This is a genomic window from Caballeronia sp. BR00000012568055, assembly GCF_029439455.1.
Classification (GTDB): Bacteria; Pseudomonadota; Gammaproteobacteria; order Burkholderiales; family Burkholderiaceae; genus Caballeronia.
In genome coordinates this window covers 39,580-58,258 of sequence record NZ_JAQFVG010000251.1, presented here as the reverse complement: position 1 = coordinate 58,258, position 18,679 = coordinate 39,580, and the positions used below count along the sequence as shown (strand labels likewise).

The following is an 18,679-nucleotide window of genomic DNA, read 5'->3' as shown; positions in this document are numbered from 1 at the left end:
GGGAAACTGACCGCACGAAACTGAAACGTCCGCGCGTTCCGTGCGAGAATCCGAACACGCCCGTCTGCATCGTTACAGCGGGCGCATCCATCTTTTGAGAGCCTAGCCGCGCCGCACGTCTGAACCTGCGCGCGGGGCCGCCGCGTCACCCCTGTTCATGCGCCGCGAGGAGACACGCCGTCGGTGAAAGCTGACCATTTGATCCCCGATACGAGAGCAGACGGGCTCGACCCGAGCTTTCTGCTGGGCGGCGGTGAAATGGGCGCGCTGATCCGCAATCACGACTGGACGCAAACGTCGCTCGGCTCGCCCGAGCACTGGCCACAAAGCCTCAAAACGGCGATCCGCATCATGCTCACGTCGCGCCAGCCGATCTGGGTCGGCTGGGGCCCGGAGCTGCTGTTTTTCTATAACGACCCTTACAAGTCCATCATCGGCGGCAAGCATCCGCAGGCGCTCGGTCAGCCGACTTCGGTTGTCTGGCGCGAAATCTGGAGCGATATCGGTCCGTTGCTGGATACGGCGCTCGCTGGTATCGAAGGGACGTTCGTCGAGCAGAAGTTGCTCATCATGGAGCGCAACGGTTTTCCGGAGGAAACGTACTACACGTTTTCCTACAGCCCGATTCCCGACGATCGCGGCGGCGCGGGCGGCATCATCTGCGCCAACAGCGACGATACACAGCGCGTGCTCGGCGAGCGCCAACTAGGCGTGCTGCGCGAACTGGCGGCATCGGCGGCGAAGGCGCGCACCTGGCAGGACGCCTGCGCGCTCTCGATGAAAGCGCTCGGCACCGCCCCGCGCGATCTGCCCTTCGCGCTGCTCTATGCGATCGAGCCGGGCGGCGATACGGCGACGCTGGTCGGCACGAGCGGTATCGAACCGGAACATGCGGCGGCGCGCGTGGCGTCGTGGCCGCTTCAGGACACCTTGCGCAGCAATCAGGTGCGCCTCGTCACCAACCTCGATCACGTTTTCGATACCCCGCTGCCCGCCGGCGCATGGAATGTCGCGCCCCAACGCGCGGCGCTGATCCCGATTGCGCCATCGGGCGAAACGGGACGCGCCGCCGTGCTGGTCGCGGGCCTCAATCCGTATCGGCTATTCGATGAAGCGTATCGCGCGTTCATGAATCTGGTCGCGGGGCAGATCGGCGCGGCCATCGGCTATGCGCACGCGTACGACGAAGAACGCCGCCGCGCCGAAGCGCTCGCGGAAGTCGATCGCGCCAAGACCACGTTCTTTTCCAATATCAGCCACGAGTTCAGAACGCCGCTCACGCTGATGCTCGGGCCGCTCGAAGAAATGCTCGCCAAACCCGAACGCATCGGGCGCGAGGACGTGCGCATCATCGAAATCATGCACCGCAACGGGCTGCGGCTGCTCAAGCTCGTGAATGCGCTGCTGGACTTCTCGCGCATCGAGGCGGGCCGGATCGAAATGCACGTGCAGCGCACGGATCTCACCGCGTTCACGGTAGAACTCGCCTCGCTGTTCCGTTCGGCGATCGAGACGGCGGGTCTGCGGCTGTATATCGACATGGCGGCGGAGCCCATCGTCGCGGCGGTGGATCGCGACATGTGGGAAAAAGTCGTGATGAATCTGCTGTCGAATGCGTACAAGTTCACCTTCGAAGGGACCATCGAGATCGCGCTCGGCCATAACGCGGCGGGCGATATCGAAATGAGCGTGCGCGATACCGGCATCGGCATTTCGAAGCAGGAACTGGCGCGCGTGTTCGAGCGGTTTCATCGCGTGGCGGGCGCGGCAGGACGATCGGTGGAAGGCAGCGGGATTGGTCTGGCGATGGTGCAGGAACTGGTCAAGCTGCACGGCGGCACCATCGATGCCGACAGCACGCTGGGCGAAGGCACGCGCTTCGTGATTACGCTGCCGGCGGCGTCGGAATCGGCGGAAGGTTTGTCGCACGCGCAGGCGAGCAGCGGCGCGCGCTCCTATGTAAACGAAGCGCTGCGCTGGAGTCCGGATCGCGAAGACGTCCTGCTGTCCGATGCCGATCACGCGCCGCTCGGTGCATCAGACATGCAGTCGGCTTATGCGGACGTGCAGGGCCGCGTGCTCGTGGTCGATGACAACGCCGATCTGCGCGACTACATGCGCCGCATGCTTGCCTCGGCGGGCCACGAAGTCAGCGTCGCCGCCAATGGCGAAGACGCTTTGCAAATGGTCCGCGATCTGTCGCCGGAAGTGATCGTCTCGGACGTGATGATGCCGCGCCTCGACGGCTTCGGCCTGCTACGCGCGATCCGCGCCGACGACGTGCTCCGCGACACGCCGGTCGTGCTGCTGTCGGCGCGCGCGGGTGAAGAAGCGCGCGTGGGCGGTCTCGAAGCGGGCGCGGACGATTATCTGACCAAGCCGTTTTCCGCGCGCGAGTTGCTGGCGCGCGTGTCGAGCAATCTGCGGCTGGCGCGCTTGCGGCGCGAGACGGAGCAGAAGCTGCGCGAGGAATCGCGCATGCTGGAAGTGCTGAATCGTGTGGGCACGGCGGTGGCAGGCGAACTGGATTTATCGCGCGCGGTGCAGGTCGTGGTCGATGCCGCCACCGAACTCACGGGCGCGGCCTTCGGCTCGTTCTTCTACAACGTGCTCGACGAAGCAGGTGGCCGCTACACGCTCTACACGCTTTCCGGCGTACCGACCGACACCTTCTCCCAATTTCCGATGCCGCGTAATACGGCGGTCTTCGGGCCGACTTTCGGCGGCGAAGGCATCGTGCGCTCGGACGACATCACGAAGGATCCGCGCTACGGCCAGAACGCGCCGCATCACGGCATGCCGAAGGGACACTTGGGCGTGGTGAGCTATCTCGCCGCGCCGGTCGTATCGCGTAATGGCGAAGTGCTGGGCGGGCTGTTCTTCGGCCACCCCGAACCCGGCATATTCGATGAACGCGCCGAGCGCATCCTCACCGGCATCGCGGCGCAGGCGGCGATCGCCATCGACAATGCGCGGCTCTTCCAGGCGGCGCAGGACGAGATCACCGAGCGCACCAAGGCGCAGGCCGCGCTGCGCGAGCTGAACGAAACGCTTGAACGCCGCGTCGCGGATGCCGTCGCGGATCGCGATCGTCTGTGGGAACTGAGCGAGGATCTGTTCGCCGTGACCAGTTTCGACGGCGCACTGCTTCGCGTGAGTCCGTCGTGGTCCACGGTGCTCGGCATGGACCTCGAACGCCTGCACGCGCGCACCATGCTCGATCTGGTGCATACGGACGATGTGGCCGCCGTTTCCATCGAACTGGACCGGCTGCGGGAAACGGGCGTGCCGGTGCGTTACGAATGCCGGCTCGGACGCGTGGATCAGGGCTGGCGGTGGATCGCGTGGAATCTGTCGCTCGATCCGCATACGCGGCGCATTCATGGCGTGGGCCGCGACGTCACCACCGACCGCGAAACCGCCGACGCGCTGCGGCACGCCGAGGAAGCGCTGCGGATGGCGCAGAAGATGGAGGCCATCGGCAAGCTGACGGGCGGCGTGGCGCACGACTTCAATAACCTGTTGCAGGTGATCGGCGGCAATCTGCAATTGCTGGCGAAGGACGTCGCGGGCAGCGAAAAGCCCGAGCAACGCGTGCGCAGCGCGCTTGCGGGCGTGGCGCGCGGCGCGAATCTCGCTTCGCAATTGCTCGCGTTCGGACGACGCCAGCCGCTCGCGCGGAAGGTGGTGAATCTCGGCCGCTTCGTACGCGGTCTCGACGATATGTTCCGCCGCGCCCTGGGCGATGGCATCGAAATAGAAACGGTGGTGACGGGCGGCTTGTGGAACACGCTGGTCGATCCATTTCAGGTGGAAAACGCGCTGCTCAATCTGGCGATCAACGAGCGCGACGCGATGAGCGGTCACGGCAAGCTGACCATCGAAGCCGGCAACGCCTCGCTCGATGAAGCCTACGCGCTGCGCCACGCCGAAGTCACGGCCGGCCAGTACGTGATGGTCGCCGTCACCGATACCGGCGCGGGCATGTCGCCCGAAGTGCTGGAACGCGCCTTCGAGCCGTTCTTCACCACCAAGCGCGAAGGACAAGGCACGGGACTGGGTCTGTCGATGGTCTACGGCTTCGTCAAGCAATCCGGCGGGCACGTGAAGGTGTACAGCGAGGAAGGCCACGGCACCACGGTGCGCATCTATCTGCCGCGCGCGAAACAGGAAGAAGACCTCGAAACCGATATCGATACTGGTCCGGCCAAGGGCGGCAGCGAAACCATTCTGGTGGTCGAAGACGACGAGGAAGTGCGCGCCACCGTCGTCGCGATGCTCGGCGATTTGGGTTATCGCGTGCTGCGCGCGAAGGATGCGCAGAGCGCGCTGGCGATCGTCGAAAGCGGCGTGCCGATCGACCTCTTGTTCACCGATGTCGTGATGCCCGGCCCGCTGCGCAGCACCGAACTCGCGCGTAAGGCACGCGAACGCGTGCCGGGCATCGCGGTGCTGTTCACGTCGGGTTATACGGATAACGCCATCGTGCATGCGGGAAGGCTGGACGAGGGCATCGACTTGCTGAGCAAGCCTTATACGCACGAGGCGTTGGCGCGCAAGGTGCGGCATGTGCTCGGGCTGCATTCGCGTATCGAAGATGCGCCTGCCGCCGTGACGGTGGACGCGCCGCAACCCGACGCCGTGGACGCGATGGCGCGCATGCGCGTACTTTTCGTCGAGGATAACGAACTGGTGCGGGCGAGCAGCGCGGAATTGCTGCGCACTTTCGGGCTGGATCTGACCGAAGCCGGTTCCGTCGATGAAGCGTTGACGCACTTGCGCGAACAGCGCTTCGAAGTGCTGCTAACGGATGTGGATTTAGCGGGCGAATCCGGCGTGCGCCTCGCGATGAACGCCTGCCGCGATGCGCCGCATCTCGGCGTGGTCTTCGTCACCGGCTACGATCTCACGCTCACCGACGATGAACGCCGCGCCCTGCCCCGCGCGATCCAATTGCGCAAGCCCTACGATCCGCTCGCGTTGATGAACGCGTTGAATGCGGCGGTGGTGCGCTAAAAGTCAGAACGCTTTGCGCATCTGCAGCCACGCATGCACGGACACGCTCGCGCTCAACACTTCGGGCTTGCGCCCGAACGGCACCGCGACACTCGCGCTCATCGTGATTCGATACGGCCCGTTCCACTGCACGCCCGCGCCCGCGCTGCTCAATTGCCCCGTATTCGGCCCCGGCGCGAACGCGTTCTTGTAGACCTGCACCCAGCCCGTATCGACGAAAACGGAAAACTGCCAGATGCCGGGAATCGACGGAATGCTCAGATCGTGCCGATACTCGAACGTCGCCAGATAACCGCGCGTGCCCGACAGCACGCCCACGCCATAACCGCGCACGCTGTCCGGTCCGCCGAGATAGAACTGCTCGGACGTATCGAGGTTCTTGCTCGCGGTCTGCCCTGAAAAGCCGAGATACAGCGCATCGTGCCGCGTGAGTTGTTGCAAGCGCGACAGCGATACCGAGAGCTTCACGTAATGGCCCGCCGTATCGGTGCCGAGTTGATCGATGAAATCGGTTTGCAGATTGTTCGCCGCGAGCACGCCGTAAGTCATGGCGATGCGGCCGTTCACCACGCCGGTCGAATCGAGTTCATCGCCGGCGAGCGTGGCGGTCACGCTGTTGGTATGGCGATCGTTCTGCAAACCGATCACGTCGATATTGTCGTTCAGCCGCCTGAAGTCGTATTCGACCTGGCCGAACAGATTGCCGCGCGTATTGCGGATCAGCGGCTGCGCCAGCACCACGCCGCCGACGAAAGCGGAGCCATGCGCATCGAGATCGGAAAGATCGCCGCCGAGGTGATAGTCGAGGCCCGAAACGGTCGCGGCGAGCGTGGTGCCCTGCCCGTTCAGCAGATATCGATAATCCATGCGGCCGTAGGTCATGCCGTGTCCCGCCGTCAGCGCGCTCACGCTCAGCAAATCGCCCTGCCCGAGCGGATTACTGACATTCAGCGCGCCGCTGCCGCGGACGCGTCCGGTATAAGGATCGCCGGAATTGTCGATGCCGACATCGCCGCTGATACGCGCTTGCGGCGTGACATCGACAAGCAGATCGGAGGTGCCGACCGTCTGGCCCGGTTTCAAGGTGGCATTTTCCTGCGCGCCGGGAATGTCCTGAAGCAGCAACAAGGTGCGTTCGAGCGCGTATTCGGTGATGGCGTCGCCCGGTTGCAGCGCGGCGAGCGTGTCGTTCAGCACGCGGTCGGAGACGGCGCTTTTATTGGTCATCGATACCGCGCCGTATCGCGCCTCCGCCACCGCGATCCGCACGATGCCATCGTCGATGGTCTGCGCGGGCACGTAGGCCGTGGCGAGCGGGTAACCGTGCGCGTGGTACACGTCGCTCAGGTGATTGGCGAGCGCATCGAGATCGGCCAGCGTGAGATTCTTGTTCTCGCCCGCAGCGATTTCGTCGTGCAGCAGCGCGGTCGGCAATTCGGTATTGCCGGTGATATCGATCCTGCGGACGAAGAAGGTTTTCGTATCGGCGGAAGGCGTTTCGCTGGAACGCTGAATGGTGAGATCGAGATTGGAAGGCGGAACGATCGTCGCGGGTGGCGGCGCTTGCTGGAGCAATTGTCCGCTGTTCGGCGGGAGCGTGCCGCGCACCTGAGCCTGCGCGACGTGTGTCGCGAGCACGGTGGTGGCGAACGTGACGGCGAGGCAGGTTCGGGTCTTGTGGAGAGTGGTCGCGCGTGTCTCGGTCATGGTCTCTGCGGGGGACTTTTTTTCCCGGCGCAGACGGCGCTGCGCACGCTCCTTTCGAACGACGTTTCCATTGACGTTTCAATTGACGTTTCAATTCGCCGGCAATCGAATTCCTCCGTTGATCACCGTCAGCGCGAGTCCGGGATTGAAGTCGGATCGCGCGACGTTGCGCTCGCCGGGTGTGTCTTCCTGCTTCTGATTGCCGGTGGTGTCGCCCGGCGAACCGGCAGGCGCGGTGCCGTACGGCGTGGCGACGCCGTTCGCGCCGACCAGCGCCTGCGTGCTGGCGAAGGTGCCCACGGGCACGGTGGTGATCGGCACGGCCTGCGCGGTGATGTCCGCGCTCAAGGCCGATGGCTGCACGAGCACGTAATTGCCCGCGTCGGTTCCATCGATCGACATGGCCGTGCTGACCGGCTTGCCGTTGCCGATGACCGGATCGTGGAACGCGCCCGATGTGCCGTTGACGAGCGTGACCTGATCGCTGCCGAGCACGCCTGTAAGCGTCGCGCCCGAGAGCGTATCGGCGATGCTGCCGTCGTATAAGCGGCTGGTCGCCTGCGTGCCGACCACGTGCAAGGTCGCGGGCGTGATCGTCAGCCAGTCGATGCCGCCCGCCGGCGTGTAATTGCTCGCCAGCCCGCTGCCGTTTGCGAGCGTCAGCGTGCCCGTCGTGAAGTTGATTTGATTGCCGACGTTCTTGCTTGCGAGCACGCCGCTGCCCGACAACGTGACCGTCTCGCCATTGATGCCATTCAACACGCCGTTCGCGCCGAACAATCCCGCCGATACACCGGTTGTCGCGTCATACACGCGGCTGCCGGTCAGACCGAGCACGACCGGCGTGATATTCGCCGATGCCGTCGCCGTCGAATTGAACGTGTAGTTCCCCGCCGCCGCGCCGCTGCCCTGGATGCCCGTCACCGCGACATCGATCCCGTTCCCCGCATTCGGCGATGCAAAGCTTGCGGACTGCGCGCTGAAACTGACGTCATCGCCCTTGAGCACGCCGTTGCCCGACAGATCGACCGATGCAGCGCGCGTGCCGTCATAAACCTTGTTGGCCGCCGTCGCGCTGACGTTGATGGCAAGCGGCGGGACTGTCACCCAATCGATGCCGCCCGCGAGCGTGTAATTGCCCGCCTGCGCCGAGCCGTTGCCGGTCAGCGTGAGTCCGTTGGTGGCCAAAGGCTGCTGCGTGCCGACGTTTTTCGTCGATAGCGTGCCCGCGCCTGAAACCGTCAGCGTTTGTCCGGCGACGCCGTTGATCACGCCGTTATTGCCGAACAATGTGGAAGCTGCGACGGTCGTGCCGTCATATACACGCGTGCCTGTGAGATTCAACACGACGGGCAAAATCTGCGCGGGCGCGCTCGCCGTGGTACTGAATGTGTAGTTACCCAAACCAATTCCACTCGCCGTGATTCCCGTTAGCGCCACGATATTGCCGCCGCCCACGTTCGGTGAACTGAAGGTCGCGCCGTTCGCGGTGACGGTGGCTGCATCGCCGCCGAGCAGGCCTTGTATATGCAGTCCGGTGAACTGCGCGGCCGTGGTGCCGTCGTAGGTCTTGCTCAACGGCGTAAAGCTGATGACGATCGGCTTCGGCGTAACGGTCACCCAATCGATGCCGCCCGCGAACGTGTAGTTCCCCGCCAACGCCGCGCCGTTGCCCGTCAGCGTGAAGCCATCGGTCGCAAGCGGCTGTTCCGTGCCGACGTTCTTGCTCGGCAGCGTGCCGGCTCCGCTTAGCGTGAGCGTTTGTCCGGCGATGCCGTCGAGCACGCCGTTGGTGCCGAAGAGATTCGCGTTCGCGCCTGTCGTGCCGTCGTACACGCGCGTGCCGGTGAGATTCAACACGACGGGCGCGATGTTCGCTGTGGTGCTTGCCGTTGCGTTGATCGTGTAATTTGATGCGTCATTGCCGCTGGCGGTGATGCCTGCAACCTGCACGGGAATGTTGGTGCCTGCGTTCGGCGTTGTGAAGTCCGCGGACGCATAGTTGAAGCTGACGTTATCGCCTGCGAGCACGCCTTGCTCGTTCAGCGCGACTTGTGCGTTTGTCGTCGCGTCGTATGTTTTGTTCTGGCCTGTGGCTGTGAGCGTGATCGCAAGCGGCGTCACCGTCACCCAATCGATACCGCCTGCCAGCGTGTAGTTGCTCGCGAGCGCCGCGCCGTTGCCCGTCAGCGTGAGGCCGTTGGTTGCCAAAGGCTGCTGCGTACCGACGTTTTTCGTCGATAACGTGCCAGCACCTGAAAGCGTCAGCGTTTGCCCTGCGATGCCGTTGAGCACGCCGTTAGTGCCGAAGAGATTGGCGTTCGCGCCGGCCGTGCCGTCATACACGCGCGTGCCCGTCAGATTCAGCACGACAGGCGCGATGTTCGCTGTGGTCGTTGTCGCTGCGTTGATCGTGTAATTTGATGCGTCATTGCCGCTGGCGGTGATGCCTGCGACCTGCACGGGAATGTTCGTGCCTGCGTTCGGCGTCGTGAAATTCGCGGACGCGTAGTTGAACGCGATGTTGTCGCCCGCCAGCACGCCGGTTTCGTTCAACGCGACTTGCGCGTTCGTCGTCGCGTCATATGTCTTGTTCTGGCCGATCGCGCTGATCGTGATGGCAAGCGGCGTGACCGTCACCCAATCGATACCGCCCGCCAGCGTGTAATTACTCGCCAGCGCCGCGCCGTTGCCGGTCAGCGTGAATCCGTTCGTTGTCAAAGGCTGCTGTGTGCCGACGTTTTTGGTCGGCAGCGTGCCCGAGCCTGAAACCGTCAGCGTTTGCCCCGCGACGCCGTTCAGCACGCCGTTATCGCCGAACAGCGTAGAAACAGCGCCCGCCGTGCCGTCATACACACGCGTGCCCGTGAGATTCAACATCGCAGGCGCGATAGTCGCGCTCGCCGTCGCGTTCGATAAGAAGCTGTAGTTCACTGCATCCGCGCCGCTTGCGGTGATGCCCGAGACTTGCACAGGAATATTCGCGCCCGCATTGGGCGTATTGAAGTTCGCGGAGGAGTAATCGAACGCGACGTTATCGCCTGCGAGCACGCCTTGCTCGTTCAACGCGACTTTCGCGTTCGTCGTCGCGTCATACGTCTTGTTCTGGCCGATCGCGCTGATCGTGATCGCAAGCGGCGTGACCGTCACCCAATCGATACCGCCCGCCAGCGTGTAGTTGCTCGCCAATGCCGCGCCATTGCCCGTCAGCGTGAGTCCGTTCGTTGCCAAAGGCTGTTGCGCACCGACGTTCTTGGTCGGCAATGTGCCCGCGCCTGAAACCGTCAGCGTTTGTCCCGCGACGCCGTTGAGCACACCGTTATCGCCGAACAGCGTAGAAACAGCGCCCGTTGTGCCGTCATACACGCGCGTGCCGGTGAGATTCAGCACAACTGGCGCGATGTTCGCCGCCGTGCTGGTCGTCGCGTTGATCGTGTAGTTGGCGGCATCGCTGCCGCTGGCGGTGATGCCTGAGACTTGCACGGGAATGTTCGTGCCTGCGTTCGGCGTCGTGAAGTTCGCGGATGCGTAGTTAAAGCTGACGTTATCGCCCGCGAGCACGCCGGTCTGGTTCAACGCGACTTGCGCGTTCGTCGTTGCGTCGTACGTCTTGTTCTGGCCGATTGCGCCGACCGTGATCGCAAGCGGCGTCACCGTCACCCAATCGATACCGCCCGTCAGCGTGTAGTTGCTCGCCAACGCCGCGCCGTTGCCGGTCAGCGTGAGGCCGTTGGTCGTCAAAGGCTTCTGCGTACCAACATTCTTCGTCGATAGCGTGCCCGCACCTGAAAGCGTCAGGGTTTGCCCGGCGATGCCATCGAGCACGCTGTTATTGCCAAACAACGCAGAACCCGCGCCCGTCGTGCCGTCATAAACCCGTGTGCCGGTCAGATTCAACACGACACGCGATATCGTCGCGATCGTAGTCGCGTTCGTGGAAAAACTGTAATTGCGCGCATCGGCACCGCTTGCCGTAATCCCCGAAACCTGCACGGGAATATTCGCGCCCGCATTGGGCGTATTGAAGTTCGCGGACGCGTAATCGAACGCGACGTTATCGCCTGCCAGCACGCCTTTCTCGCTCAACGCGACTTGCGCGTTCGTCGTCGCGTCGTACGTCTTGTTCTGTCCGATCGCGCCGATCGTCACGGCAAGCGGCGTCACCGTCACCCAATCGATGCCGCCCGCGAACGTGTAGTTACTCGCCAATGCCGCGCCGTTTCCGGTCAGCGTGAGACCGCTCGTCGCCAAAGGCTGCTGCGTACCGACGTTCTTCGTCGGCAACGTACCCGCGCCGGAAACCGTCAGCGTTTGCCCCGCGACGCCATTCAGCACGCCGTTGCTGCCGAACAACGTAGAAGCAGCGCCCGTCGTGCCGTCATAAACCCGCGTGCCGGTCAGATTCAATACCACGGGCGATATCGTCGCGCTCGTCGTCGCGGTCGTGGCAAAGCTGTAGTTGCGCGCATCGGCGCCGCTCGCGGTGATGCCTGCCACGGTCACCGGCACCGCGCTTCCCGCATTCGGCGTCGTGAAGTTGGCGGAGGTATCGCCGAACGTGACGATGTCGCCCGCGAGCACGCCGGTGCTGTTCAGCGCGACGTTCGCGGCTGTCGTCGCGTCATAGGTCTTGTTCTGCGCGATGGCGTTCACCGTGATCGGCAACGGCGTGACCGTCACCCAATCGATACCGCCCGCGAACGTGTAATTGCTCGCCAGCGCCGCGCCGTTTCCCGTCAGCGTGAGGCCGTTGGTAGCCAAAGGCTGCTGCGTGCCGACGTTTTTCGTCGATAAGGAACCCGCGCCGGAAAGCGTCAGCGTTTGCCCTGCAACGCCGTTCAGCACGCCGCTATTGCCGAACAGCGTAGAAATCGCGCCCGTCGTGCCGTCATAAACCCGCGTGCCGGTCAGATTTAGCACCACAGGCAAAATATTCGCCGATGCCCCCGCCGTCGTATTGAACGCGTAATTGCCCGCATCCGCGCCGCTGCCGGTAATCCCGCTCACCTGTATGCCGATGCCCGTCCCCGCGTTCGATGTGCCGAAGCTCGCGCCGCCGTACCCGAAGCTCACGCTGTCGCCTGCGATCACGCCCGATTGCGCCAGCGTCACGGTCGCGTTCGGCGTGCCATCGTAGGTCTTGTTCTGCCCCGTCGCGCTCACCGTGACGGGACGCGGCGTGACCGTGCCGCTCAGACCGGTGGGCTGCACGAGCACATAGTTCGCGGCATCGGTGCCGGAAATCGTCATGGTCGCGGGCGTGACCGGTTTGCCTGCGCCGACGTTCTTGTTGTTGAACGTGCCGGTGCCCGCGGTGCCGAGCGTGACGGCATCGGTGCCGAGTACGCCTGCGAGCGTCGCGCCGCTCAAGCTTGCGGCAGTGGTTGCATCGTAGACCTTGGTATTGACCGTGGTGCCGGTGACGGCCAGCGTCGCAGGCACGACGGTCACGCCGTCCTTTCCACCCGTGAGCGTGTAGTTGCTGGCGAGCGCCGTGCCGTTGCCGGTCAGCGTGAAACCGCTCAATCCATTCGATGCAAACGCCTGCTGCGTGCCCACGTTCTTCGTCGATAAAACGCCGGTGCCGGAAAGCGTGAGCGTCTGTCCGGCCACGCCCGTCAGCAAACCGTTCGATCCGAACAGGCTCGCGTTCGCATCGGTTCGTGCATCGTAGACGCGCGTGCCGCTGAGGTTCAGCACGAAGGGCGTGATGTTCGCGGTGGCGCTCGCCGTCGAATTGAGCAGCGTGTAATTGGCCGCATCCGTGCCCGTCGCGCCGATGCCCGCGACCGATACCGGCACATTCGTGCCGACGTTGGACTGCGCGAAGGTGGCGGCGGTATCGGTGAAGGTGACTTTATCGCCGGAAACGAGGCCGGGGCTGGTGAACGTGACGCGCGCAGTCGTCGTGCCGTCATAGACCTTGCTGATGCCCGCTGCGTTCACCGTAATGCCCAGCGGCGTGATGTTGGCGGTAAGGCCCGCTGGCTGCGTCAGCGCGTAATTCGCGGCATCGGCGCCGGAGAGGGTCATGCTCGCCGTCACCGGCTTGGCTTGGCCGACGTTCTTGTTGTTGAACGTGCCCGTCGCCGTATTGCCGAGCGTGACGGCGTCCGCGCCGAGCACGCCGACGAGCGTTGCGCCCTGCAATTGCGCGGCGGTGGTGCCGTTGTACGTCTTGCTCAGCGCGCTCGTGCCCGTGACCGTCAGCGGCGCGCGCGTGACCGTGACCCAATCGGTGCCGCCCGTAAGCGTGTAATTGCTGGCGAGCGCCGCGCCGTTGCCGGTCAGCGTAAAACCGCTCAATCCATTCGATGCAAACGCCTTCTGCGTCCCCGCCGTCTTGCTCGCCAGCGTCCCCGCGCCGCCGAGCGTGAGCGTCTGTCCCGCGACGCCCGTCAGCGTGCCCTTGTTGCCGAAGAGACTGGCGGCGGCGCTCGTGGTCGTGTCGTACACGCGCGTGCCCTGGAGATTGAGCACGAACGGCGTGATATTGGCGCTGGTCGCGGCCGTCGGATTGAGCAGCGCGTAATTGCCCGCATCCGTGCCCGTCGCGCCGATACCCAGCACCGCAATCGCGATGTTATTGCCCACATTGGCTTGCGCGAAGTTGGCGGTGGTGTCGGTGAAAACGATGTTGTCGCCCGCGAGCACGCCCGTGCTGGTGAGATTCACGTTGGCCGCGGTGGTCGCGTCGTAGGCTTTGTTGTTGCCGGTCGCGTTCACCGTGATGGCCAGCGGCGTGATGTTGGCGGTGAGACCGGTCGGCTGCACGAGCTTGTAATTGACGGCATCCGCGCCCGACACGCTCATGTTCGTCGATACCGCCTTGCCCGTGCCCGCGTTCTTGTTGGCGAAGCTGCCGGTCGCCGCGTTGCCGAGCACGACATCGTCGCCCGCGATGGCGCCGGACAATTGCGCGCCTTGCAGCGCATCGGCGGTGGTGCCGTCGTACACGCGGCTGCTGGCGATCGTGCCGATCACCGTGAGCGTCGCGGGCGTGATCGTCACCCAGTCGATGCCACCCGCCAGCGTGTAGTTGCTCGCCAGTCCCGTGCCGTTTCCGAGCGCCAGCGTGCCCGCCGTGAACGCCACCTGACTGCCGACGTTCTTGCTCGCAAGCGTGCCCGCGCCGCTCAAGCTCAGCGTCTGCCCGTTGATACCGGCGACCGTGCCCGCGTTCGTGAACAGAGCGGCGTTGGCATTGGTCGTGCCGTCATATACGCGCGACCCGGTCAGATCGATGATCTTCGGCGTGATCTGCCCGAGCGTGCCGGTCGCGCTCGTCGGCAAGCGATAGTTCGACAGATTCGTGCCCGCGCCCGCCACATAATCCGATGGTTCCAGCGTCGCGCTCAAGCCCACATTCACGCCCGCGTTTGGCGACAGATAGCCGCTGGACGCTGCCTGCGCGACCTGTCCGCTCTGATTGCCGACAAAGCCCGTCACCGTGAAATCCGCCGAACCGAGCCTGACCGATGTGGTTCCGTCATAACCCTTCACCGGATTCCCGCTGATCACTACATTGAGCGGCGCAGGCGTGATGTTGGCGAACAACCCGGCTGGCTGCGTCAGCGTGTAATTGCCCGCTTGCGCGCCGCTGAGCGCGTATCCGCTCGACGTCACGCTTAGATTGTTGCCCACGTTCGATGTGATAAAGCGCCCCGTCGCGCTCTCGCCGGTCAGCGTGACGTTATCGCTGCCGAGCACACCGGAGAGCGTGACCTTGCTGTTGTCGATGGTCGCGGTCGTGGTGCCGTCATAGACCTTGCTATTGGCCACCGCGCCACCCACGGTGAGTTGCGCGGGCGTGATGTTCGCCACGAGTCCCGTCAACGGCTGCAACGCGTAATTGCCCGCCGCGCTGCCCGAAATGCCGAAGCCGCTCGCCGTCACCGCGATATTGCTGCCTGCATTGGATTGCGCGAACGTGCCCGTGGTCGATGTATTGAGCGTGACCTTGCCCGCATCGGCGGCGACGAGGCCGGAGAGCGTGGAACGGCTGGTGTCGAGTGTATCGGCGGAAGTGGTGTCGTAGACCTTGTTGGTCGCGTACGTGTTGATGATGTAAAGCGGCGCGGGCGTGATGATGCCGGGACCGGAGGCCATCGTCGGCAGCACGTAATTGCTCAGCAGCGTGTTGGCGTTGGCCGCGTAGTTGCCTGACACGAGCGCACCGCTGATCGTCGATGCGCCCGCGTTCGCCTGCGCATAGCTGAATTGCGTGGTCGGCGTGATCGTCGCGCCCTCGCCCGCGACAAAGCCGTTGAGCTGAAAATTGCCGCTGCTGATGTTTGCGGTCGCGTTGCCGTTATAGACTTTAGTAGGATTCCCTACTATCGATACGGCGAGCGGTGCAGGAAGAATCGTGCCGTTGCCGAAGGCCGTCACCGGAAACACATAATTGTTCAGATTCGTGCCCGGACCCGCGCTGAGTTCCGATGTCGTCAGAGTCGCCTGCACGGGCTGCGGCCCGGCATTTTTGGACGCATATTGCCCGGTGACCGTCTGCGTGACCGTTGCGCTATCCGTGCCGACAAAGCCCGTCAGCGTGAAATCATTGGCGGGAATGTTCGCGACCGTGGTGCCGTCGTAGAGCTTGGTCGGATTGTTCGTGATTGCGGATGTCAATCCCGTACTGATCACTTTCTGCGTGATGGTGCCCATGCCGCTCGCGCTCGTCGGCAACAGATAGTTCGACAACAACGTACCCGGTCCCGCAACGTAATTCGCGCCGCCGAGCGTTGCGCTCACGCCCTGAAACCCCGCATTCGCCGATGCATACAGCGCCGAAGTGGACGCCCCATTCAGACTGATCGACTGACCGGGAATCGCGCCCGACACGGCGTAATTGCCTGCGCTCAGCGTGGCGTTCGCGTTGCCATCGAATACTTTAGTAGGATTCCCAATGATATTCACCGTGACCGGCGCTGGACGAATCACGCCGCTTGTCGTCGTGCGCGTGGCAGGAAACGAATAGTTCGACATCGACGTGCCCGCAGCCGGCGCGAAGTCCGAGGCTTCGAGCGTCGCGGTCACGGTGATGCCGTTGCCCGCGTTCGCCGTCGCATACTGCGCGGACGATTGCGCGACCGTCGCGTTCTGTCCGGCGACAAAGCCCGAGATCGCATAATCCGATGCGGTCAACGTGGCGTTCGCGCTGCCGTCGTAGACCTTGGAGGGCGCGCCGAGCAAACTGATGGTCAGCGGCGCAGGCGTGATATTCGCGGTGATGCCGGTGAGCGCCGACACCGAATAATTACCCGCCGCCGATCCCGCCAGCGCGAAACCGGTTGCAGAAACTGTCAATGCATTGCCGACGTTCGACTGGCTGAACGCGCCTTTTGCGGCACCGGTGGAGAGCGTGACGTTGGCGGCATCGGCGGGAACGAGACCGGTGATCGCGGCGCTGCCGAGATTGAGCGATGCTGCCGTCGTCGCGTCGTACACCTTACTATTCGCGGTCACGCCGGAAACGGTGATGGCTTTGGGCGTGATATTCGCCGCCAGATTCGTCGATGGCGCGATGCTGTAGTTCGATGCACGCGCACCCGTCAACGTCAGTCCCGCAGCCGAAACTGCGATATTGCTGCCCGCGTTCGATGTTGCGAACACGCCCGTCGCGCCTGCCGTGTTCAGCGTGACTTGTCCCACGTCCGTGCTGATGACCCCGAAAATCGACGCGCCATTGACGGTGAGCACATCGGACGATGTGCCGTCGTAGACCTTGTTGTTCGCCAGCAGCCCCGTGACGATCAGCGGCGCGGGCGTGATGGTGCCCATGCCCGTCGCGCTGGTCGGCAGCTTGTAGTTCGACAGGCTCGTGCCGCTATTGGCCACAAAACTGGTCGATGCGAACGTCGCGTTGACGGGGATCGCCGCGCCTGCATCGCCGGTTGCGTAGGAAACCGAACTAGCCTGATTGACTGTCGCGCCCTGCCCGGCGACGAAGCCGGTCAAGCCGTAATTCGCCGCTGCCAGCGACGCCGACGCGGAGCCGTCGTACACCTTGGTCGGATCGCCGACGATGGTCGCGGCAAGCGGCGCAGGCGTGATGATGCCGATATCCGCCGTCACCGCGCCCGCCAGCGCATAACCGAACACGGGAATCTTGCCGCTGGCATCCGTCACGACCACACCCGCACTCGCCGCAGGCGATGACACGCGGATCGTCGTACCCGCGTTGGGCGTGGCGTACGTGCCGGTAGCGCTTTGAATCGTGTTGCCGTTGATGAGGCCGCTTGCGTTGAGATTCGCGCCCGTGAGTGGCGCAGCGCTCGTGCCGTCGTAGACCTTGCTGATGGTGCCGGTCAATCCCGTTACGGTAATCGTCGGCGCAAGGCTGTAAAGAAAGCCGTTTCCGCTCGCAGCAGCGGCTGTCTGAAATGGCGCGTTGTACTGAATAAATGCAGGCGCGAGCCCGCCCGCTGTATCGAGCCGGGGATCGGTGGAATAGATACGCCACGGCGCGGCCGTGCCCGTACTCACCGCCGCGCTCCCCGCGTTGTTCACGAAGTTCGCCGATGTCGCCAGCACCACGCCCGCGCCGCCCGTCACCGATGCGCCCGGCGCGATGCTCAGATTGCCGGTGCCCGCCTGCATCGTCACATTGCCCGCGCCGTTCACCGCCGCGTTCACGTTGATGGCGTTCAGCGCCTGCAAGGTGAAATTCGCCGCCGCGTTGGTCCAGGTGACGGGCGCGTTGATGTTGATATCGCCCGCGCCGGACGATTGCACGCCGGGACCGGTCGCGCCAGTTGCCGTGGTCTGCTCCGTGACGCTGGTGCCGCCTTGCAAGGTGTTCGATACCGTGCTCGCCGTCGTGGCGTCGATGGTGAGATTGGTTGGATCGACGAGCCAGTTGCCAGCGTGTCCATCAGGCGCGGCTGCCGTGATATGCGCGTCCGGCGCGAGATTGAAATGCGCCGCCGATGTTTCGATCGATCCGCCGTCGCCGCCCTCGGGCGCACTTGCATCCAGCGTGCCGCCGACGTTCACCTGTCCCGCCTGCATGCCGCCGAGCAGCACGATCTTGCCCTGTTGCTCGCCGACGGTCCGCGCGCGCACTTCGCCCGTGTTATTCACCACGCTCGCGAGCAGCTCGTTTTTTGCGCCCGCCGTCATGACGACCTGCCCGCCGTCCGCGACCAGCAATTGCCGGTTTTCCGCGAGATTGCCGAGCGTGCTGGCATCGACTTCGACGTGAAGCAGGCGTGAACCGTCGAAGGTCAGCGTCGCCGCGCTGCCGCCCGCGAGCGCCACCGTGCCGAGCCGCGCCGACACCACGCCCTGATTCGACACGCGATTGCCGAGCAGCGCAACATAGCCGCCATCCGCCGCGACGATCGACCCTTGATTGACGATACTTCCGCGCCCCGCGCCGCTGAACGTGCGCGTGTTGCCGCTCAGCGTGTTTGCATCGACATCGAGCGTGGACGCGACAATGCCGCCCACATTGACCTGCGCAGACGGCCCGAACAACACGCCGTTGGGATTGATGAGCCAGACCTGACCATTGGCATTCAGCCGCCCGAAAATCGCGCTGGGCGTGCTGCTTTGAATGCGATTGACGGCGAGCGCGTTGCGGCCCGGCTGTACGAAATCGACGGTATGCGCGGCATCGACATTGAAGCTTTGCCAGTTGAGTCTGAGCGTCTGGCTCGATTGCTGAATCGTGGTGGTCACGCCCGATTCGCTGATACTGCCGACACCCGACACGATCTGTCCACCGCCAGGACCGCCTGCCGCAAACGTTGCGCACGAGGCGCCCGCAAGCACGCACGCCGCAATCCTTCGTCCGCCTTTCGCCAGTTCCGACGCGACCACCCATTGCGCAAGCGAACGATTCCAGCACAAGCGATAGACATGATTCATGGCATCACCGGTCGTCGGGGCGAGGTGTTGCCGGGCATTCAGACCCTATCGCCAAACTTTCCTCTACCCGTATTTACAAGGT

At 64.1% G+C, this 18,679-nt stretch carries 3 protein-coding genes; 1 reads left to right on the top strand and 2 read right to left on the bottom strand.

The annotated features are described in order from the left end of the window. The first annotated feature begins 183 nt into the window (after positions 1-183). Positions 184-5,016, top strand: a complete 4,833-nt coding sequence (locus P7F28_RS14615) for a response regulator (RefSeq protein ID WP_277185234.1) — start codon at positions 184-186, stop codon at positions 5,014-5,016. 3 nt (positions 5,017-5,019) lie between these two features. On the opposite strand, the gene P7F28_RS14610 is transcribed toward P7F28_RS14615, so the two are convergent. Continuing rightward, the gene (locus P7F28_RS14610) at positions 5,020-6,723 is read right to left on the bottom strand and encodes a ShlB/FhaC/HecB family hemolysin secretion/activation protein (protein WP_277185233.1); all 1,704 of its coding nucleotides are present in this window, start codon (positions 6,721-6,723) and stop codon (positions 5,020-5,022) included. Between the two features lie 90 nt (positions 6,724-6,813). Continuing rightward, positions 6,814-18,597, bottom strand: a complete 11,784-nt coding sequence (locus P7F28_RS14605) for a YDG domain-containing protein (protein WP_277185232.1) — start codon at positions 18,595-18,597, stop codon at positions 6,814-6,816. Positions 18,598-18,679 lie beyond the last annotated feature (82 nt).

Bases quoted from the DNA above. Each gene is read 5' to 3' on its own strand.
- P7F28_RS14610 (WP_277185233.1), bottom strand. From the start codon at position 6,723: ATGACCGAGACACGCGCGACCACTCTCCACAAGACCCGAACCTGCCTC.
- P7F28_RS14605 (WP_277185232.1), bottom strand. From the start codon at position 18,597: ATGAATCATGTCTATCGCTTGTGCTGGAATCGTTCGCTTGCGCAATGG.